Below are 19,536 nucleotides of genomic sequence, written 5' to 3'. Positions count from 1 at the left end.
GTTCCGTCACTGGAACCTGGAGAAAAAAACCTAACCCCGTCTGGCATTGAGAAAACGCGCGGGGTCCACCTGACGACCATCTTTCAACACTTCGTAATGCAAATGGACCCCGGTCGCGCGACCGGTGCGTCCCATCAAGGCAATTTTCTGGCCCTCATCGACCAAGGTGCCCACTTCGACCAGCAACTTGGAGTTGTGGGCATAGCGGGTCACCAGACCATTGCCGTGGTTGATCTCCACCATGTTGCCAAATTCCGGATGACGGCCCGCCCAGCTTACAACGCCTGGGCCCGTTGCCAGGATGGGGGTGCCGGGCTTGCCACGGAAATCCACCCCTTTGTGCATCTTGGCACGACCATTGAACGGATCGACCCGGCCACCGAAGCCAGAGGAGACCCAAACCCGCTCCTGCTTGACCGGTGTTCCGGAGATGAAACCGGCATCGGTTATATGGTGATTCATGATGAAAGATTCAAGTACCGACAGCTGCTCTTCACGACTACTGAGCTGTTGGCTGAGATGCTTCATGGAGTCCTGCAGCTCGTTGAGACTGACTTCCAGATCCGCATCATAGGAGGGACCGCCCATGGGGGGCAGCTCCTTGAAATTGAACTCCTCGGGGTCGAGGTCGGCTTTTTCGGTCAGCCGCTCTCCGAGTGCATTGAGTCGACCCAGCTGCCCCTGCATGGTGCCCACCTGGGCGGCCAGCATGGCAAGCTGTTCGCGGGCTTCGTCAGCCCCTTGCGTGGATTTTTGCTGTTCGGCCATGGCCAGCGCCACTTCCAGCGCGTCCATCTTTTGCTGCCAGCTCTGCCAGAGCCAGCCGCCCCCCAGGGCCAATACAGTGAAGAGGATACCGCCGACCCAGGCCAGACGTTGTTTGGGCAAGTGCAACCTGCGTCGCTGCTTACCGTGGAGGATCAGGGTAATGCTCATAGAAATCAGTCTGCTCGGTCAGGTGTGGCCATGGGCCGACACGGAAAATAAAACCGGGAGATAATCGGTATTACAGAATGGAGTAAACAAATGACGGAACGTCGGTGCGGAGAGAGGACCGACGTTCCGTTGCACGGCTATCAGGCCAGAACCAGACCGTTATCGTAGTAAGCGATAGGCGCTTTGTCGCCCTCACCCTCGAAGGTCACCAGTTCCCAGGCCTCCTGCTTGGCCAGCAAGGCACGCAGCAGTTTGTTGTTCAGGGCATGGCCGGTCTTGTAGGCACGGAATTCGCCAATGATGCTGCGATTGCACATGTACAGATCGCCAATCGCATCCAGCATCTTGTGTTTGACGAATTCGTCTTCGTAGCGCAGACCATCTTCGTTCAGTACCCGGTAGTCATCCAGCACCACGGCGTTTTCCAGGCTGCCGCCCAGCGCCAGGTTCTGGGAACGCAGGTACTCGATGTCACGCATGAAGCCGAAGGTACGGGCACGGCTGATCTCTTTCACGAAAGAGGCACCGGAGAAGTCCAGCACGCAACGCTGATTGCGTCCTTCAAATACCGGATGCTGGAAGTCGATCTCGAGATCCATCTTGAAGCCGTTGCGATAGGGGTGGAATTCCGCCCACTTGTCGCCGTCTTCAACCCGGATGCTCTGCTTGATCCGCACAAACTGCTTGGGCGCATTCTGTTCACGGATACCAACTTCTTGCAGCAGGTAGATAAAGGGGTGCGCACTGCCGTCCATCACCGGGATCTCGGGCGCATCAACCTCGACATAGAGATTGTCGATGCCCATCCCGGCCAGTGCGGCAGAGAGGTGCTCAATGGTAGAGACACGGACACCGGCTTCGTTCACCAGAGCGGTACAAAGCACGGTATCACGCACCTGATCGGCATTGGCTGGCAGCTCTACCACAGGATTCAGATCGGTACGCAAGTAAACGATCCCTGTGTTAACAGGCGCCGGACGGAACGTCATTGTGACTTTCCGGCCCGAATGCAGGCCGACACCAGTGGCCTGGACACTCGTTTTCAAGGTTCTTTGTCTAATCATGGGCGTATCCGCTTAACAGCTCAAATTCCTGACCAGATGGTCGTGGGCAGGCCATCTTAGCACATTCCTTAAGCAACAAACAAACCAGCGTCATTAGAGGCTTAGTCAGCTTGCTTGCGCAGGAACGCAGGAATATCGAGATAATCCGGTTCGCGACGAGCTTGCGGCTCGGCGTTGACCACCTTGGCCGGCGCCTCTTCCATCACGCGAGACTGCAGGGCTTCGCTGATCAGGGGCTGACGGGCCGGACGCTCTTGTACCATGTTGTTCTTCACCAGGGTGATGTCGGGCTTGCGCTCGGCACCGATACCGGTAGCAACCACGGTCACGCGCAGTTCGTCGTGCATTTCCGGGTCGATTACGGTACCCACCACCACGGTGGCGTTTTCGGAGGCGAAGGCCTTGACCGCGTTACCGACGGTTTCGAACTCTTCGATGGTCATGTCCATGCCGGCAGTGATGTTGACCAGGATGCCGCGGGCACCGGCCAGATCCACGTCTTCCAGCAGCGGGCTGGAGATGGCCTTCTCGGCCGCTTCTTCGGCACGGTCATCACCGGAGGCGGAACCGGTACCCATCATGGCGGTACCCATTTCGCGCATCACGGTACGCACGTCCGCGAAGTCGACGTTGATCAGACCCGGACGGGTGATCAGTTCGGCAATGCCCTGTACCGCACCCAGCAGTACATCGTTGGCCGCCTTGAAGGCGTCCAGCAGGGAGATGCCACGACCCAGCACCTTCAGCAACTTGTCGTTGGGGATGGTGATCAGGGAGTCGACGTTCTTGGACAGCTCTTCGATACCGTGAGCGGCGAAGCCCATCCGTTTTTTCCCTTCGAAGGAGAACGGCTTGGTTACGACAGCAACTGTCAGGATACCCATCTCGCGGGCCACTTCGGCCACGATCGGGGCAGCGCCGGTACCGGTACCACCACCCATGCCGGCGGCGATGAACACCATGTCGGAGCCGGTCAGCAGCTCGCGCAGCGCTTCCCGATCTTCCATGGCCGCGTCACGACCCACTTCCGGGTTGGCCCCGGCCCCCAGACCCTTGGTGATGCCACCACCGATCTGCAGGGTTGTGTTGGCACTGGAGTTGCGCAGCGCCTGGGCGTCGGTGTTGACGGTAATGAACTCGACACCTTCGATGTTTTGACGAACCATGTGTTCGACCGCGTTGCCGCCGCCGCCACCCACACCAATCACTTTGATGACGGCTTCGTCAGTGTGGCTATCCATAAATTCAAACATGTTGTCTCTCCGCTTTATTTGCCTGACTCAGCAAAATCTTTTAGAACTCGCCACGCAACCAGTTGCTGACCCGTTTGACCAGCCCACCTACGCTTGCCTTGGCGGCATATTCCTTGCTACTGCCGGTGGATTGATGGGTGCGGCCATACTGCAGCAACCCGACCGCAGTCGAGTACACAGGCGCCTGCACGTAATCACTCAATCCCCGGATATTCATGGGCTCCCCTACCCGGACCTGGCTCTGGAAGATCTGCTCTGCGCACTCCACAATGCCTTCGATCTGGGCAGCGCCGCCGGTCAAGACCACACCGGCTGCAAGCTGATGCTTGACCCCCTGCGCTTTCAATTCGCTTTGTACCCGCACCAGCTCATCATTCACCATGGAGAGCAACTCGGTGTAACGGGGCTCGATCACTTCGGCCAGTGTCTGCCGCTGCAGGCTGCGCGCCGGACGACCGCCGACACTGGGTACTTCAATATTGTCTTCCTTGCTGACCAGCCGGCCCAGGGCGCAACCGTAGCGCACCTTGATCGCCTCCGCATCCAGCGGCGGAGTGCCGAAGGCGTAGGCGATGTCGCTGGTCACCGTGCTGCCGGCGTACGGGATCACCTTGGTGTGACGCAGGGCGCCGCCGGTAAACAGCGACATGTCCATGGTGCCACCACCTATGTCCACCACGCAGACACCCAGCTCTTTCTCGTCTTCGGTCAGCACGGCGTAGCTGGACGCCAGCGCGGAGAAGATCAGCTGATCCACCCGCAGACCCACCTTCTCAACGCACTTCTCGATGTTGCGAGCCATGTCGTTGTGGCAGGTGATCAGGTGCACCTTGGCGGCCATCCGCACGCCGGACAGACCGACCGGGTTCTTGATCCCTTCCTGGTAGTCGATGGCGAACTCCTGGGGCAGCACGTGCAGCACCCGCAGCTCATCGGACAACCGCACCGACTTGGCGGTGTGGATGACGTTGTCCACGTCTTCCTGGGTCACCTCTTCATCGGAGATGGGCACCATGCCGGTTTCGTTGCGACAGTCGATATGCTTGCCGGACAACCCCAGATAGACGGAGCTGATCTGGCAGTCGGCCATCATCTCGGCCTCTTCCACCGCACGGCGCAGGGACTTGACCACGGAATCGAGATCGTTGACCCCCCCCTTGTCCATGCCACGAGAGGCGTGACTGCCCATGCCGATGACATTGAGCTCACCGTCTGGCAGCACTTCGCCAACCAGAACCGCCACCTTGGTTGTGCCGATATCCAGTCCGACAATCAGATTTCTATCTGCGGTTTTGGTCATTCACTTTCTCTTCGTTCTTCTTCCAGCCAACTGCCATCCCGGTGTCGTATCGAAGATCCACGTAAGCAACCCGCTCACGGGGCTCGATGACCGGAAAGGCATCGATAAACCGCTGCAGTCGAAGCGCGATATCCGAGCGCCCCAAAAACAGCTGAATGTTGCCATCCAGGGTCAGTTCCCAGGCATGGCGAGGGGTCAGATTCACCCCCAGCAGCTTGTATCCTCTGGCCGCCAGCTGCGCCTCGTACTGACGGCTGGCCTCCAGCACCTTGACGGCCTGATCCTCAGGCCCGGACAGCTGCATCAGAGGGGTCTTCACCCTGTCCGGCGCACTGAACACCTCACCCTTGGTGTTGACGAAGCGGTTGCCGTTCCAGCGTGCCGCTACCGCCTGTTCGGTGAGGTAGACCTTGATCTTGTTGGGCCACTTCTTGCGTACCGAGACCTGGGCCACCCAAGGCAAGGCGTTCAACCGCGCCTGCAATTCGTTCACGTCCAACTCGAAGAAGTTGCGCAGTTCGGCGCCATCCAGCACGGCGCTGCGCAGTTCATCGGTTTGCAAATACTGGTGTTGCCCCTGCAGCAACAGCTCGCTCATGGGCAACCGATTGGCATCCGTCAGCCAATCTTTAACATCCAGCGCGGTCTGGTAGAGGCCCCACATGACCAGGAGGAAAAATCCCACCCCGGCGATGAAGCCTCCCTTGGTGCGCCCTTGTGCCCTTGCCTCCACCCGATCGATCCCCGTTTAACGCGCCATGCCGGCCCTTTGCAGGCCGGTTCGCCATTATATAGGCCCCGGCTTGGCGGTCAAAATACTCATTGGGCCCTCAGGCGCCGGATTTCATGCTCTCGATGCTCAATTTCATCTCGCCGAGACGCCGTGCCAGCGCCCCGACGTTCCCTGCCCCCTGGGTCAGCACCAGATCGCCCTCGCCGACCAGCCCGGCCAGTACCGCCGGCACATCGTCCGGCGTCGCGACAAAGATGGGTTCCAGACTGCCGCGGGAGCGGATGGAGCGGCACAGGGCGCGGCCATCGGCGCCCGGAATAGGCTCTTCACCGGCGGCATAGACCTCCAGCATCACCAGCACGTCCACCTTGGAGAGCACGTCAGCGAAATCTTCATAGAGATCGCGGGTGCGGGTGTAGCGGTGCGGCTGGAACACCATCACCAGTCGCTTCTCGGGCCAGCCGGCGCGGGCGGCGTTGATGGTGACCTTGACCTCGCTCGGGTGGTGACCGTAGTCGTCCACCAGCATGGCCTTGCCGCGGCCGGTCTCGAACTCGCCATATTGCTGGAAGCGGCGACCCACCCCTTCAAACTTGGCCAGCGCCCGGATGATGGCATCATCGCCGATCCCGTCCTCGGTGGCGACCGCAATCGCCGCGGCGGCATTGAGGGCATTGTGGATGCCGGGCAGATTGAGGGTTACCTCCAGCTCGCCGGCATCCTTGCGACGGACCCGGAAACGGCTGCGGTTGCTGGTCTGCACGAAGTCCAGCACCTGCACGTCGGCATCATCACTCAGGCCATAGGTGATGGTGGGACGCGCGATCTCCGGCAGCATGCCGCGGATCACAGGGTCATCCACGCACACCACGGCCAGCCCGTAGAACGGCAGATTGTGCAAAAAGTCGATGAAGGTGGCCTTCAGCTTGGAGAAGTCGCCACCATAGGTATCCATGTGATCCGCTTCGATGTTGGTCACGATGGAGACCATCGGCTGCAGATGCAGGAAGGAGGCGTCGCTCTCGTCCGCTTCGGCGATCAGATAGCGGCTGCTGCCCAGACGGGCATTGGTGCCGGCGCTGTTGAGCAGGCCCCCGATGACGAAGGTCGGATCCCGGTCCGCTTCGGCATAAATGCTCGCCACCAGACTGGTGGTGGTGGTCTTGCCGTGGGTGCCGGCGATGGCGATGCCATGGCGGAAACGCATCAGCTCGGCCAGCATCTCGGCGCGGCGCACCACAGGAATGCGCAGCTCGCGGGCAGCCAGCAGTTCGGGGTTGTCCTGCTTGATAGCGGTGGAAACCACCACCACGCTCGCCTCGTTCACGTGCTCGGCACTGTGGCCCACGAAGATGTGGGCACCGAGGGACTCGAGCCGTTCGGTTACCGCATTGCGGGCCAGATCCGAGCCGGTCACCTGATAGCCTTCGTTGGCAAGGACTTCAGCGATACCGCCCATCCCGGCCCCACCGATGCCGATGAAGTGAATGCGACGCACCCGGCGCATTTCAGGGATAACGGTACGCAGTTTTGCCAGTTCAACCTTGGTCATAATCATCTCTCGCTCTGCCCGGTCGCCAGGCGTTTGCACTCATCGGCGACCCGCTCGGCGGCATCGATGATGGCGACGCGACGGGCGGCCTGGGCCATGTTCAATAGGGTTTCCCTGCGCCCGGCAAGCCAGGAGAGACGCGCAGCCAGCGAGGCCGTGGTCAGCTCGGATTGGGGCAGGAATTCAGCCGCACCGCCGTCGACCAGAGTCAGGGCGTTGCGGGTCTGGTGATCATCCACCGCGTGGGGCAGCGGCACAAAGATGGCGGCAACCCCGGCGGCGGCGACTTCGGAGACGGTCAGCGCCCCGGCCCGGCACACCACCAGGTCTGCCCAGGCATAGGCACCGGCCATGTCCTTGATAAATTCACTCACCTCGGCCGCCACGCCCTGCTTGGCGTAGGCCTCGGCCACGGCATCACGATTGCCCTTGCCGCACTGGTGACGCACCTCGATGGGTACCCCGGCCGCCGCCACCGCTGGCGGCACCTGCTCGTTGAGCACCCGGGCCCCCAGGCTGCCACCGACGATCAGCAGCCGCAGCGGCTCTGCACTGCTGCGCAGTTGCGGATCCGGCAGGGCCACCACCTCGGGGCGCACCGGGTTGCCCACCACGGCGGTGCGACGGCTCGGGGCAAAGGCGCCCGGGAAGGCCATCAGCACCCGCTTGGCGAGACGGGCCAGCAGCTTGTTGGTCATGCCGGCCGCAGCATTCTGTTCGTGCAGCAGCAACGGGATGCCGGACAGCCAGGCGGCCACGCCACCCGGACCGGAGGCAAAGCCGCCCATGCCGAGCACCACGTCGGGGCGAATGGTCTTGAGCACCCGGCGCGCCTGCAGCACGGATTTGACGATGCGATAGGGGGCCGCCAGCAGCCGCTTGATGCCATTGCCACGCACCCCCTGGATATCGATGAAGGAGATGGGATAACCATGGGCAGGCACCAGCTCCGCCTCCATCCGGTCGGCGGTGCCGAGCCAGTGAATGGTCCAGCCCTGGGCCTTGAGGCGATCGGCCACGGCCAGACCGGGGAACACGTGGCCCCCGGTACCGCCTGCCATCACCAACAGCGTCTTGCTCACTAAACCTCCCGCACGCGCGCCTGGGCACTGGCCTGACGCAACTCGAAATCGATACGAATCAACATGCTCACCGCCACCATCATGATGATGAGGCTCGAACCACCATAACTGACCAGCGGCAGGGTCAGACCCTTGGTCGGCATCATGCCGCTGGCGGCGCCGACGTTGACGAAGGTCTGGAAGCTGAACCAGATGCCGATGCCGATGGCCAGATAGCCTTCATATAACCGCTCCGCCACCAGCGCCTGATGGCCCAGCTTGAGCGCCTTGACCGAGAGCGCGAAGATGAGGAAGAGCGCGCCCAGCACGCCCACATACCCCAGCTCTTCACCCAGGATCGCAAACACGAAGTCGGTGTGAGCTTCCGGCAGGTACTCCATCTTCTGGATGGAGTTGCCGAGCCCCTCGCCAAACCAGCTGCCACGACCAAAGGCCATCAGCGACTGGGTCAGCTGGTAGCCGCTGCCGAACGGATCGGCCCAGGGGTCGAGGAAGGAGGTGACCCGCCGCATCCGGTAGGGCTCGGCGATGATCAGGGTCACTACCGCGCTCACCCCCACCAGGATGAGGCCGATGAACTGCACCAGGCGAGCGCCGGCCAGGAACAGCATGCCCAGCGACGTCACGAACATCACCACCACAGAACCCAGGTCAGGCTGTGCCAGCAGTAGGATGGCTACCACGAACAGCACCGCCATCGGCTTCATGAAGCCGATGAAGCGCTCGCGTACCTCGCTCTGGCGGCGTACCAGGTAGCCGGCCAGATAGACAAACAATGCCAGCTTGCCAAACTCGGCAGGCTGCAGGTTGAAGGGGCCGAGCGGCAACCAGCGCACCGAGCCGTTGACGCTGCGCCCCACCAGCAGCACCAGCACCAGCATGACGATGGCCAGCAGCAGCATGGGGCCGTTGTAGTGCTGCCAGCGTGCCATCGGCACCTGCAGCACGAACCAGGAGATGCCGAGCGCCATCAGCAGAAACAGGCCATGGCGCTTCACGAACATGAAGGGATCGTTGTTGATGGCGATCCCCTCCGGGATCGAGGCGGACGCAACTATCACCAGACCCACCGCCATCAGCGCCAGCGCCAGCACCACCAACTGCCGGTCGTAAAGACCGGCAGGGCGTGCCGGCAACAACCAGCGCTGCAGGAAGCCCGCTACTGTGCGCAGGGCGTTCATAAGGCCATCACCAGCTCGGTGAAACGATCACCGCGCGCTTCGAAAGACTTGAACTGGTCCAGGCTGGCGCAGGCGGGTGCCAGCAGCACCCAGTCGCCGGGCCTGGCATCGGCAGCCGCCTTGGTGACCGCGGCATCGAGATCGGCAACCCGCTCGGTCTGCTCACCCAGCGCCAGCAGCACCTCGGCATCCTGGCCGAAACAGTACATGTGATCGATCTGGCTGCCGAGCAGCGCCTTCACCGGGCCGAAATCTTGGCCCTTGCCCTGACCGCCGGCCAGCAGCAGCAGACGGCCTTTCACCGATTCACGCACCCCGGCCACGGCGGCCAGGGTAGCCCCCACGTTGGTAGCCTTGGAGTCGTTGATCCAGCGCACCCCGTTCACCTCGCGCACGAAGCGGGCACGGTGGGGCAGCCCCTCGAACCGACGCAGCACTCGCAACTGCGGCTCGCGCGGGATGCCGACCGCATCGCACAGGGCCATGGCGGCCAGTGCGTTGGCTTGGTTGTGGGCGCCGACGATCTTCATCTCGTCCACCGCCAGCAACGGCTCGCCGTGCAGGGTCAGCCACTGGCGTCCCTCCAATTCACAGCGGCCGTAACCGTTGCAATCGAGACCGAAGCTCTGCCACACCTGACCCACGTCGGGCAGGGTCTGGGCATCGTCACGATTGACCAGAATGTGCTGGGAGTGCTGATGGATCTCCATCTTGGCGGCGCGGTAGTCGGCCATGCCTTGATAGCGATCCATATGATCTTCACTGAGGTTCAATACCACGGAAGCGGCGGCGCGCAGGCTGTGGGTGGTCTCCAGCTGGAAGCTGGAGAGCTCCAGCACGCAGAGATCCATCGGCTGCTTGAGCAGCTCAAGCGCCGGCGTGCCTATGTTGCCACCAACGCCCACCTTGAGGCCGGCTTCGGCGATCATCTCGCCCACCAGGGTAGTCACAGTGCTCTTGCCGTTGGAGCCGGTGATGGCGATGACCGGCACTTCGGTGTCGCGCACAAACAGCTCGATGTCACCGACGATCTGCACCCCGCACTCGGCGGCGGCTTTCAGCTCGGGGGTGGCCAAGGCGATGCCCGGGCTCGCCACTATCATGTGCGCCTGCTTGAGGCGCTCGCCGTCCAGCCCGTGAATGAGCTCCACCTCGGGCGGCAGCTGATCCTTGCCGGGCGGGTTGGCGCGGGTGTCCATCACCAGCGGCGTGACGCCACGGCCGAGGAAGTAGTCGACGCAGGAGAGTCCGGTTTTGCCGAGTCCGATGATGATGACCATGGCTTACCTCACCTTCAGGGTGGCAAGGCCGAGCAGCACCAGCATGAGGGTGATGATCCAGAAGCGCACGATGACGCGCGGCTCAGGCCAGCCCTTCTTCTCATAGTGGTGATGGATCGGCGCCATGCGGAAGATGCGCACGCCGCGCAGCTTGTAGGAACCTACCTGCAGGATCACGGAGACGGTCTCCATCACGAAGACCCCGCCCATGATCACCAGCAGGAACTCCTGACGCACCAGCACGGCGATGGTGCCGAGCGCGCCGCCCAGCGCCAGGGAACCCACGTCCCCCATGAACACCTGGGCCGGATAGGTGTTGAACCAAAGGAACCCCAGACCGGCGCCGACGATGGCGGTACAGACGATCACCAGCTCGGAGGTATAGGGCACGTAGGGAATGTGCAGGTAGCTGGCAAAATTGACGTTGCCGGTGGCCCAGGCGATGAAGGCGAAGCCCCCCGCCACCATCACGGTCGGCATGATGGCCAGACCGTCGAGGCCGTCGGTCAGGTTGACCGCGTTGGAGGTGCCGACGATGACGAAGTAGGTCAGTACGATGAACATCAGACCGAGCTGCGGCATCACGTCCTTGAGGAAGGGCACCACCAGCTGGGTCTGACCGTCGTGGGTGGCGGTGGCGTAGAGGAACACAGCCACCCCCAGCGCAACGGAGGACTGCCAGAAGTACTTCCAGCGGGCGATCAGGCCGTCGGTGTTCTTGCGCACCACCTTGAGGTAGTCATCGGCGAAGCCGATGGCGCCGTAGGCACCCAGCACGAACAGCACCAGCCACACATACGGGTTGTCGAGACGGCACCAGAGCAGCACAGAGATGAAGATGGCGGCGATGATCATCAGGCCGCCCATGGTCGGGGTGCCTTTCTTGCTCAGGTGTGACTCGGGACCGTCATTGCGGATCACCTGGCCGAACTTGAGGATCTGCAGGCGACGGATGAGGCGCGGCCCCATCCAGAGCGCCACCACCAGACCGGTGATGATCGACAAGATGGCGCGAAACGTCAGGTAGGAGAAGACGTTGAAGAAGGTGAAATGCGGGGTGAGCAGTTCCGCCAGCCAGACTAGCATGTGGCCGACTCCTGATGGTCTTTGACCATCTCGACGATATCTTCCATGCGGGAGCCGCGGGCCCCCTTGACCAGAATCGAAATTTCTTGATGTGTTTTTATCATTTGCGCAAGCACTTCAAACAACGACGCCTTGTTATCGAAATGTCGGCCAGCCGCGGCATCTGCGGTGTGGCGACTCTGTTCTCCTACGGTCAGCACGGCATCCAGACCGCGCTCACGGGCGTGGCGACCGACCCGGGCATGCTGCTCGGCGGACTCCTCACCCAACTCCTTCATGTCACCAAACACCAGCACCTTGTAGCCGTTCATGGCAGTCAGGGTATCGATACCCGCCAGCACGGACTCCACGCTGGCGTTGTAGGTGTCGTCCACCAGGGTGAGACCACCCCAGCGCTGGACGCAGAAGCGACCCTTGACCGGCGCCATCTGCTCGAGCCCGGTCTTGACCGAGGCGAGCGAAGCGCCGAGCGCCAGCGTGCCAGCGGCGGCGGCCAGGGCGTTGGCCACGTTGTGGCGGCCCGGAATGGCCAGAGTCAGGCTCACTTCACCCTGCGGGGTCACCATGACGAACTCGGCACAACCCTGCTGATTGATCACCACGTTTCTGGCGTGGAACGGCTGACGCTGATCCTCGATGGAGAAGGCGCAGTGAATGCCGCGGGCCTGCCATTTGGGCCAGAACTCGTTGTCGGCGTTGACGATGGCAGTGCCACCTTCGCACAGGCCCTCAAAAATCTCGCTCTTGGCGTGGAACACCCCTTCCAGCGAGCCGAAGCCCTCCAGATGGGCGGCCGCCACGTTGTTGATGATGGCGGCATCGGGTTTGGCCAGCGAAGTAGTCCAGGCGATCTCGCCCGGGTGGTTGGCCCCCAGCTCCATCACCGCGAACTGGTGTTGCGGCTCGAGGCGCAGCAGGGTGAGCGGCACCCCCACCTCGTTGTTGAAGTTGCCGGCGGTGGCCAGCACTTCCCCTTCCTGGCGCAGAATGGCAGTCGCCATCTCCTTCACCGTGGTCTTGCCACAGCTACCGGTGATTGCCAGCACTTTCGGGTTGATGCGCTCGCGCACCAGCCGACCGAGGCGGCCCAATCCCTTGAGGGTATCAGCCACCACCAGCTGGGGGATCGCCAGCGGCAGTTCACGCTCCACCAGCAGGGCGGAGGCACCGGCGGCCACGGCCTGGTCGCAGAAATCGTGGGCATCGAAACGCTCGCCGCGCAGCGCCACGAACAGCGCGCCGGCGCCCAGGGTACGGGTGTCGGTGCTGACAGCCGTGATCGCTTCGTCTTCACCAATCAGACGGGCATCGAGTACCTGTGCCAGCTCAGCAAGCCTGAGGGTCATCATGCGAATGACTCCAATAATGTGTGCAAGGCGGCCGCGACGGTTTCCCGGTCGCTGTAGTGCCGCTTGTCGGTTCCAATGATCTGATAATCCTCGTGGCCTTTACCGGCCACCAGGATGATGTCCTGTTTGTTTGCCTGGCTCAGCGCCAGCTGGATCGCCTTGACTCTGTCGTGCTCGATCTGCACGGCGCCAGGATCGCGAAGACCCGCCACCATGTCGGCCATGATCCGGGCCGGCTCCTCGGTACGGGGGTTGTCGTCGGTCAGGATCACGCGATCCGCATGCAGCTCGGCCATGGCGGCCATCATGGGACGCTTGCCGCGATCCCTGTCGCCACCACATCCCACCAGGCACCAGAGCCGTCCTTCACAGTGCACCCGCAGGGCCTGCAGCGCCTTCTCCAGCGCATCCGGCGTGTGGGCATAATCGACCACGGCGAGCGGCGCCTTGCCGCCACCGAAACACTCCATACGACCGGTCACCGGCTGCAGTTGTGGTGCGCTGGCCAGCAACTCGTCGAAGTCATAGCCGAGCACCAGCATGGCGCCCATCGCGGCCAGCACATTGCTGACGTTGAAGCGCCCGAGCAAGGGGGCGGATAATACACCATTCCCCCAACTGGAGTTAATCTGCGTGCGAAAACCTTGCTGGTGGAAATGGGGGTCTTGCGCCGTCAGCTGTCGCCCCGGGTGATTGGCCACCGGGCCGTGTACGCTGAACGCCACCGCGGTCGGATAAGCGGCCAGCCACTGGCGACCCAGGCGGTCATCGGCATTGAGCACGGCGCAAGGTTCGGCCACCAGTTTCAGCAGCTCTTCCTTGGCGGCGCCATAGGCCTCCATGGTGCCGTGATAGTCCAGGTGATCCCGGCTCAGGTTGGTGAACACGGCAGCGGCAAACGGCAGGGCTGCCACGCGATGCTGCACCAGACCGTGGCTGGAAACCTCCATCGCCACCAGATCCGCCCCCTGCGCCTGCAGGGCGGCCAGATTGGCCTGTACCTGCAGCGCGCTGCCGGTGGTGTTTTCAGCTTCGATGAGATCGCCGAACAGGCCGTTGCCGATAGTGCCCATCACCCCGGCCTTGCCCCCCAGCAGGGTGCGCCAGTTGGCGACCAGCAGTGCCGTGGTGCTCTTGCCATTGGTGCCAGTGATGCCCACCAGCGCCAGCTTGCTGGCCGGCTGGTCGTAGAAATAGCCGGCCAGCTCGGAGAGGCGGGCCGGCAGATTGGGCACGCCGATGCAGGGCACGGCCAGCGTTGGTGCCACGAATTCCCCGTCCTCTTCAAACAGTACGGCGGTCGCTCCCTGAGCCACCGCCTGTTCGATAAACCGTCTGCCATCCACCTGATGTCCGCGAATCGCCACGAAGAGACAACCGGGCCCGACGCGCCGACTGTCCAGCTGGATGTCGGTGAGTGCGAGCGCCGGGGCAGTAATGCCGAAGGGGCGCATCAGCTGATCAAGTGCGCGGGACAACATTGGAAGCCTCCGTACGGGCAAGTTTGGTGGGTACCGCAGGCGGCACCGCGTCGGGACGAATATTGAAGAGTTGCAGCACCCCGCCCATGGCTTCGGCAAACGGCGGGGTCGCCACGGCGCCACCGTAGTAGGCATCGCCCTTGGGCTCGTTGATCACCACCACCATGACGAAGCGCGGGTTGCTGGCCGGGGCGAAGCCGGCGAACCAGGCCATGTAATCCTTGCCGTAGCCGCCGGCCACGGCGACCTTGGCGGTACCACTCTTGCCGCCAACCCGGTAGCCAGGGATTTTGGCTTTCGGAATGGCGTTGTCGACCACGTACTCCAGCGCCTGCAGCATGGCGGTGGCGTTGTTGTGATCGATGACCTGCTCGCCCTTGGGCGGCTCGCTCACCTTGACGATGGAGATGGGCACCCGCTTGCCCTTGTTGGCCAGAGTGGCATAGGCAGAGGCCAGCTGCAGCGGGGTCACCCGCAGGCCATAGCCGAATGACAGAGTAGCCCGTTCGATATCGGACCAGCGCCGACGTTGAGGCAGCATGCCGCTGCTCTCGCCCATCAGGCCGCTGCCGGTATCCATCCCGAAACCCACCATGCTGAGGGTGTTGATCATCTCCTGGGCCGGCATCCGCAGTGCGATACGCGACATGCCGATGTTGGAGGAGTAGCGCAGGATGTCGTACAGGTTGGTCGCCTTGTGAATACTCACGTCGCGGATCTGCTTGGCCCCGATGAACAGAGGGCCGCCCTGGATGGTGTCCTTCCAGCTGGTGACGCCGGCCTGCAGGGCACTCAGCAGGATCAGGGGTTTGACGGTCGAACCCGGTTCATAGGTGTCGGTCACCACTCGGTTGCGCACCCGGAAACTCTGGTACTGGCCGCGGTTGTTAGGGTTGTAGGAGGGGGTGTTGACCATGGCGAGCACCTCACCAGTCTTGACGTCCAGCATCACCATGGAGCCGGAAGTCGCCTTGTTCTCGTCGGTGGCCCGCTTGAGTGCCCGGTAAGCCAGCGCCTGTACCCGCTGATCGATGCTCAGCTGCAGATCGTTGGCGTTCTTGCCCTCTTTCACCAGCCCGAGCCGCTCGATGACCCGACCCTGCCGGTCCTTGCGCACCCGCATCTCGCCCGGGGTCGCGGTCAGCCATTCGTCATAGCTGCGCTCGATCCCCTCGATGCCGTGCCCATCGATGTTGGTCACCCCCACCAGATGGGCGCTGATCTCGCCGGTCGGATAGAAACGGCGCGACTCCGGACGCAGGTAGATGCCGCCCAGCTTGAGCCCCTTGATGTACTCGGACACCGCCGGCGTCACCTGCCGCTGCAGGTAGACGAAGCGCTTGCTCGGGTTGGAGATACGGTGCTTGAGGGTGTTGATGTCGAGCTTGAGCACGGCGGAGAGCGCCATCCAGGCGCGTTCGTTGTGGATGGCACCGGATTCATGCACCGTCTTGGGATCGGCCCACACCGCTTCGACCGGTACCGATACCGCCAGCTGTTCACCGTTGCGATCGGTGATCATGCCACGCACCGCCTGGGTGGAGGTAGTGCGCAGCGAGCGCATGTCCCCCTCCTGACGCAGCCTGTCCGGGTCGATCACCTGGATCCAGGCCAGCCGCAGGATCAAGCCGGCAAACGCAATGCCGATGAAAAACACCAGCGTGCGAAAGCGCCACGGATAGAGTGACGGGGCTTTGACCTTGGGTTGGGCCTTGGCGGATGCCTTGCGTTTCATGGTTGTGTAATTACCTTCTCGGTGGTCACCAGCGGGCGAGCCATCTGCAACTTGTCCATGGCCAGACTCGCGACCCGGGAATGCTCTGCCAGCGTGCCCTGCTCCAGCAGCAGGTGGCGCCACTCGATGTTGAGCCGATCCTCCTCCGCCATCAGGTCATTCTGCTTGGCGGTGAGGCCGCGAGTCATGTTGGTCACCAGGATCACCGCAAAGGCGGTGATCAGCACGGCGATGGCCAGCACCACCTGCAGCTTGTGCCGCCAGAGATCGCCGAGGATCTCTCTGGCCAGATGAACACGCACCTCGCTCATGGCTTACTCCGCCAGCCGCTGGGCCACCCGCAGCACCGAGCTGCGTGACCGGCTGTTTTCGTTGACTTCATGCTCGGAAGGCTTGAGCGCCTTGCCGACCGATTTCAGTTTGCGACCGCCGGCCAGCTGGGCCTCGGTCAGCGGAATGCCGTGCGGCACTTCCGGGCCTTTCTCGTGCTTGCGGATGAAGTGCTTCACCAGCCGATCTTCCAGCGAATGGAAGCTGATGACGGAGAGGCGGCCGTGGGGGGCCAGCACTTCCAGGGCCCCGTTGAGTGCGGTCTCGATCTCGTCCAGTTCGCTGTTGATGTAGATGCGGATGGCCTGGAAGCTGCGGGTGGCAGCGTGCTTGCCCTTTTCCTTGCTCGGATTGACCCGGGCGATCATCTCCGCCAGCTGGCGGGTGCGAACATAGGGCTCGGTGACCCGGTCATGCACGATGGCGCGGGCAATCTTCTTGGCAAAGCGCTCCTCACCGAAGGTCTTCAGTACCCAGGCGATGTCGTCCACATCGGCCCTGGCCAGCCATTCGGCGGCGCTCTGACCGGAAGTGGGATCCATCCGCATGTCGAGCGGACCGTCCTTCATGAAGCTGAAACCGCGCTCGGCATCGTCCAGCTGGGGGGAAGATACACCCAGATCCAGCAGGAAACCGTCGACCTTGCCCAGCAGGCCGCGCTCACTCAGGTAGGTGGTGATGCCGGAAAACGGGCCGTGCACGATCTCGAAGCGCGGATCCTGGATCTTGGCCGCTTCGGCGATGGCCTGGGGATCCCGATCGATGGCAATCAGACGGCCATTGGGGCCCAGCTGCTGCAGGATAAGGCGCGAGTGACCGCCCCGGCCAAACGTACCGTCGACGTAGATGCCGTCCGGCTTGATGGCCAGCCCTTCGACGGCTTCGTGCAGCAGCACTGTAATGTGTTCAGCGGCTTGGGTCATTTATAAAGAGAAATCCTGTAGTCGTGGCGAGCTTACCCAGTCATCCTCGGGCAGGCCCTGAATGTCGTCATTGACCTGTTGTTGCCAGCGGGCTTCATCCCATAGCTCAAATTTGTTGAGCTGGCCCACCAGCATGATTTTCTTGTCCAGCCCCGCGTGGCTGCGCAGTGGCTGGCTGAGCAGCAGACGGCCATTGCCGTCCAGCTCGCATTCGGTCGCATGCCCGAGCAACAGCCGCTGCAGGCGGCGCTCAAGGGGATTCATGCTGGAGAGGGTCTTGAGCTTGCGCTCGATCTCTTCCCATTCGTTTAGGGGGTAAAGCAGCAGACAGGGGTGGGCAATATCGATGGTGCAGACCAGCTGGCCCTCGCTCTCGTCGCGCAGCCAATCACGGTACTTGGTCGGAATCGCCAATCGCCCCTTGCTGTCCAGGCTGATGGCATGCGCACCACGCAACAAATTGCAGTCCCTGAAAATGAGTTAAAGGGGGCAAACCGCCCGATAAAAACCACTTTGATCCACTTTTCCCCACCTTGAAGTTTAAGGACGTGCTGAGGGCTTTTCAAGCGAGGATCTCGGGCATGGGGAACATATTGACGCAGCATTTTCGCTGCGAGGATTAAATGAGTTGATTTTCCACAAGTTATTTGTGTTACCCGCAATTCGATTAATTTTCGGCAATTAAAAAACTGACGAATTACGCGAATAAAAATCAGCCATGCAGGTCACGTTTCTCCAGCGCCATCACAATACTGACATCATGGACAAAAACCACATAACAGATTGATATAAAGCACATTTGTTAAGCAGGGCCAGCCCGATAGTAAATATTCCGAGTCAACCGAGACAGTATTTTACAGTTAATAAAAAGAGCCTTGCGATAAATCGCAAGGCTCTTCAGGAAAGAGGTCGGAGTCGGCCTGTAAGCCGGGTTCTGTACCGGGTTGCCCCGGGTAGCAATCATTCCTCTAGGCCAGCAATCGCTCGCTGGCTCAAGCAACCTACCCGCCCCCAACGCGGGCCGCGCCAATAGGGGCCTATTTGGTCTTGCTTCGGGTGGAGTTTACCGTGCCACGAACTGTTGCCAGTCGCGCGGTGCGCTCTTACCGCACCCTTTCACCCTTACCTGATCCCTTGCGGGCCATCGGCGGTCTGCTCTCTGTTGCACTGGTCGTAGGCTCGCGCCCCCCAGGCGTTACCTGGCACCCTGCCCTGTGAAGCCCGGACTTTCCTCCCCTCCGCCTGTCTGTCCCGAGGGACACAACGACGAAGCAGCGATTGCCCAGCCAACTCCGAGGCGCGGATTATAGCCTCGTGATGCCGGCGGGGTAAACCGGCAATTCCCGTTTACGGCAATTAATAGTGCTCGAGGCCGTACTTGTAGAGGGCATTCTTCTTCACGCCGTGGATCTCGGCGGTCAGCGCCGCCGCTTTTTTCAGCGGCAGCTCGGCCACCAGCAACCCCAGGGTGCGGATCGCCTCAGCCGGCAAGGCCTCTTCGTCCTTGCTCGCCCCCGCCACCACCAGCACAATCTCGCCGCGGCAGCGGTTTTCATCTTCGCCGAGCCAGGTCAGCATCTCGGAGGCAGGCAGACCGTGGATCGACTCGAAGGTCTTGGTCAGCTCGCGGCAGACCACCACCTGGCGCTCACCCAGAATGCGGGCGATCGCTTCCACCGTCTCCTGTACTCGGCGCGGCGATTCATAGAACACCAGCGAGCGGGTGTCCTCAATCACGGCCTGCAGACGATCGTCGCGCCCCTTGGCTTTGGCCGGCAGAAAACCCTCGAAGGCAAACCGGTCGGTGGGCAACCCGGCGGCGGAGAGCGCCGTGATGGCGGCGCAGGGGCCGGGCAGCGGCACTACCTTGACCCCGGCTTCGCGACAACGGGTGACCAGGTGATAACCGGGGTCGCTGATGAGCGGCGTGCCCGCGTCGGAGACCAGAGCCACGCTCTTGCCCTCCTTGATACGGCCGATCAGCACATCGGCTTTCTGCTGTTCATTGTGATCATGCAGCGCAAAGGTCGGTACCGAGATCTGGTAGTGGCTGAGCAGGATGCCAGTATGGCGGGTATCCTCGGCGGCCACCAGATCGACGCTGCGCAGCACATCCAGTGCTCGCTGGGTGATGTCGGCCAGATTGCCGATCGGAGTGGGGACTATATACAGGGTTGGGATGTCACTCATGGGAGCTCCGAGTGTCCCGACAATTGTGTCGCCATATTGGCCCGTTTACACTATGGAGAAT

17 protein-coding genes and 1 other RNA gene are annotated in these 19,536 nt (G+C 62.1%); all 18 read right to left on the bottom strand.

The features are described from left to right. Positions 1-30: 30 nt before the first annotated feature. Entirely contained in the window at positions 31-936 is a 906-nt protein-coding gene (locus tag I6L38_RS21615; protein WP_005305673.1) for a M23 family metallopeptidase, read from the bottom strand. A 140-nt stretch (positions 937-1,076) separates the two neighbouring features. Beyond that, complete coding sequence (lpxC, locus tag I6L38_RS21610) at positions 1,077-2,000, bottom strand: UDP-3-O-acyl-N-acetylglucosamine deacetylase (protein ID WP_011707578.1); 924 nt, start codon at positions 1,998-2,000, stop codon at positions 1,077-1,079. Between the two features lie 101 nt (positions 2,001-2,101). Further along, on the bottom strand, positions 2,102-3,253 hold the full coding sequence (gene ftsZ / locus I6L38_RS21605; protein WP_005305686.1) for a cell division protein FtsZ: 1,152 nt from the start codon (positions 3,251-3,253) through the stop codon (positions 2,102-2,104). 40 nt (positions 3,254-3,293) lie between these two features. Then, the gene (gene ftsA, locus I6L38_RS21600) at positions 3,294-4,553 is read right to left on the bottom strand and encodes a cell division protein FtsA (RefSeq protein WP_005305690.1); all 1,260 of its coding nucleotides are present in this window, start codon (positions 4,551-4,553) and stop codon (positions 3,294-3,296) included. Beyond that, positions 4,534-5,286 (bottom strand): cell division protein FtsQ/DivIB, encoded by a 753-nt coding sequence (locus tag I6L38_RS21595; RefSeq protein WP_005305694.1) that lies wholly within the window; start codon positions 5,284-5,286, stop codon positions 4,534-4,536. The genes ftsA and I6L38_RS21595 overlap by 20 nt, the downstream gene beginning before the upstream one ends. 97 nt (positions 5,287-5,383) lie before the next feature. Then, entirely contained in the window at positions 5,384-6,838 is a 1,455-nt protein-coding gene (gene murC, locus I6L38_RS21590; protein ID WP_010635950.1) for a UDP-N-acetylmuramate--L-alanine ligase, read from the bottom strand. Between the two features lie 2 nt (positions 6,839-6,840). Continuing rightward, positions 6,841-7,920 (bottom strand): undecaprenyldiphospho-muramoylpentapeptide beta-N-acetylglucosaminyltransferase, encoded by a 1,080-nt coding sequence (gene murG, locus I6L38_RS21585; protein ID WP_010635949.1) that lies wholly within the window; start codon positions 7,918-7,920, stop codon positions 6,841-6,843. Next, positions 7,920-9,101 (bottom strand): cell division protein FtsW, encoded by a 1,182-nt coding sequence (ftsW, locus tag I6L38_RS21580; RefSeq protein WP_201879844.1) that lies wholly within the window; start codon positions 9,099-9,101, stop codon positions 7,920-7,922. Before ftsW ends, murG begins: the two co-directional genes overlap by 1 nt. Further along, positions 9,098-10,381 (bottom strand): UDP-N-acetylmuramoyl-L-alanine--D-glutamate ligase, encoded by a 1,284-nt coding sequence (gene murD, locus I6L38_RS21575; RefSeq protein WP_216988916.1) that lies wholly within the window; start codon positions 10,379-10,381, stop codon positions 9,098-9,100. The genes ftsW and murD overlap by 4 nt, the downstream gene beginning before the upstream one ends. A gap of 3 nt (positions 10,382-10,384) precedes the next feature. After that, entirely contained in the window at positions 10,385-11,467 is a 1,083-nt protein-coding gene (gene mraY / locus I6L38_RS21570; protein WP_201879838.1) for a phospho-N-acetylmuramoyl-pentapeptide-transferase, read from the bottom strand. Then, positions 11,461-12,816 carry a UDP-N-acetylmuramoyl-tripeptide--D-alanyl-D-alanine ligase gene (gene murF / locus I6L38_RS21565; RefSeq protein ID WP_201885238.1) on the bottom strand — a complete coding sequence of 452 codons (1,356 nt, stop codon included), beginning with the start codon at positions 12,814-12,816 and terminating at the stop codon, positions 11,461-11,463. Before murF ends, mraY begins: the two co-directional genes overlap by 7 nt. Further along, on the bottom strand, positions 12,813-14,297 hold the full coding sequence (murE, locus tag I6L38_RS21560; protein ID WP_201879813.1) for a UDP-N-acetylmuramoyl-L-alanyl-D-glutamate--2,6-diaminopimelate ligase: 1,485 nt from the start codon (positions 14,295-14,297) through the stop codon (positions 12,813-12,815). The genes murF and murE overlap by 4 nt, the downstream gene beginning before the upstream one ends. After that, positions 14,278-16,032, bottom strand: coding sequence for a peptidoglycan glycosyltransferase FtsI (locus I6L38_RS21555; RefSeq protein WP_005305719.1), 1,755 nt, complete (start codon positions 16,030-16,032; stop codon positions 14,278-14,280). Before I6L38_RS21555 ends, murE begins: the two co-directional genes overlap by 20 nt. Further along, the gene (gene ftsL, locus I6L38_RS21550; RefSeq protein WP_005305726.1) at positions 16,029-16,343 is read right to left on the bottom strand and encodes a cell division protein FtsL; all 315 of its coding nucleotides are present in this window, start codon (positions 16,341-16,343) and stop codon (positions 16,029-16,031) included. The genes I6L38_RS21555 and ftsL overlap by 4 nt, the downstream gene beginning before the upstream one ends. Before the next feature lie 3 nt (positions 16,344-16,346). Continuing rightward, positions 16,347-17,285: a 16S rRNA (cytosine(1402)-N(4))-methyltransferase RsmH gene (rsmH, locus tag I6L38_RS21545; protein WP_019839161.1), complete on the bottom strand. Its 939-nt coding sequence runs from the start codon at positions 17,283-17,285 to the stop codon at positions 16,347-16,349. Beyond that, complete coding sequence (mraZ, locus tag I6L38_RS21540) at positions 17,286-17,744, bottom strand: division/cell wall cluster transcriptional repressor MraZ (RefSeq protein ID WP_216988915.1); 459 nt, start codon at positions 17,742-17,744, stop codon at positions 17,286-17,288. Between the two features lie 448 nt (positions 17,745-18,192). Continuing rightward, an RNA gene (rnpB, locus tag I6L38_RS21535) (RNase P RNA component class A) lies at positions 18,193-18,579 on the bottom strand. Positions 18,580-18,641: 62 nt separating this feature from the next. Continuing rightward, complete coding sequence (gene rsmI / locus I6L38_RS21530) at positions 18,642-19,475, bottom strand: 16S rRNA (cytidine(1402)-2'-O)-methyltransferase (protein WP_005305861.1); 834 nt, start codon at positions 19,473-19,475, stop codon at positions 18,642-18,644. Between the last annotated feature and the right edge of the window lie 61 nt (positions 19,476-19,536).

Origin of the sequence: Aeromonas sp. FDAARGOS 1408 (assembly GCF_019048665.1) — a bacterium.
Classification (GTDB): Bacteria; Pseudomonadota; Gammaproteobacteria; order Enterobacterales; family Aeromonadaceae; genus Aeromonas; species Aeromonas dhakensis.
Note: the sequence above shows the minus strand (reverse complement) of the source record. Positions and strands in the feature narration are given on the sequence as shown.

Bases quoted from the DNA above. Each gene is read 5' to 3' on its own strand.
- I6L38_RS21615 (WP_005305673.1), bottom strand. From the start codon at position 936: ATGAGCATTACCCTGATCCTCCACGGTAAGCAGCGACGCAGGTTGCAC.
- lpxC (WP_011707578.1), bottom strand. From the start codon at position 2,000: ATGATTAGACAAAGAACCTTGAAAACGAGTGTCCAGGCCACTGGTGTC.
- ftsZ (WP_005305686.1), bottom strand. From the start codon at position 3,253: ATGTTTGAATTTATGGATAGCCACACTGACGAAGCCGTCATCAAAGTG.
- ftsA (WP_005305690.1), bottom strand. From the start codon at position 4,553: ATGACCAAAACCGCAGATAGAAATCTGATTGTCGGACTGGATATCGGC.
- murC (WP_010635950.1), bottom strand. From the start codon at position 6,838: ATGACCAAGGTTGAACTGGCAAAACTGCGTACCGTTATCCCTGAAATG.
- ftsW (WP_201879844.1), bottom strand. From the start codon at position 9,101: ATGAACGCCCTGCGCACAGTAGCGGGCTTCCTGCAGCGCTGGTTGTTG.
- murD (WP_216988916.1), bottom strand. From the start codon at position 10,381: ATGGTCATCATCATCGGACTCGGCAAAACCGGACTCTCCTGCGTCGAC.
- mraY (WP_201879838.1), bottom strand. From the start codon at position 11,467: ATGCTAGTCTGGCTGGCGGAACTGCTCACCCCGCATTTCACCTTCTTC.
- murF (WP_201885238.1), bottom strand. From the start codon at position 12,816: ATGATGACCCTCAGGCTTGCTGAGCTGGCACAGGTACTCGATGCCCGT.
- murE (WP_201879813.1), bottom strand. From the start codon at position 14,297: ATGTTGTCCCGCGCACTTGATCAGCTGATGCGCCCCTTCGGCATTACT.
- I6L38_RS21555 (WP_005305719.1), bottom strand. From the start codon at position 16,032: ATGAAACGCAAGGCATCCGCCAAGGCCCAACCCAAGGTCAAAGCCCCG.
- ftsL (WP_005305726.1), bottom strand. From the start codon at position 16,343: ATGAGCGAGGTGCGTGTTCATCTGGCCAGAGAGATCCTCGGCGATCTC.
- rsmH (WP_019839161.1), bottom strand. From the start codon at position 17,285: ATGACCCAAGCCGCTGAACACATTACAGTGCTGCTGCACGAAGCCGTC.
- rsmI (WP_005305861.1), bottom strand. From the start codon at position 19,475: ATGAGTGACATCCCAACCCTGTATATAGTCCCCACTCCGATCGGCAAT.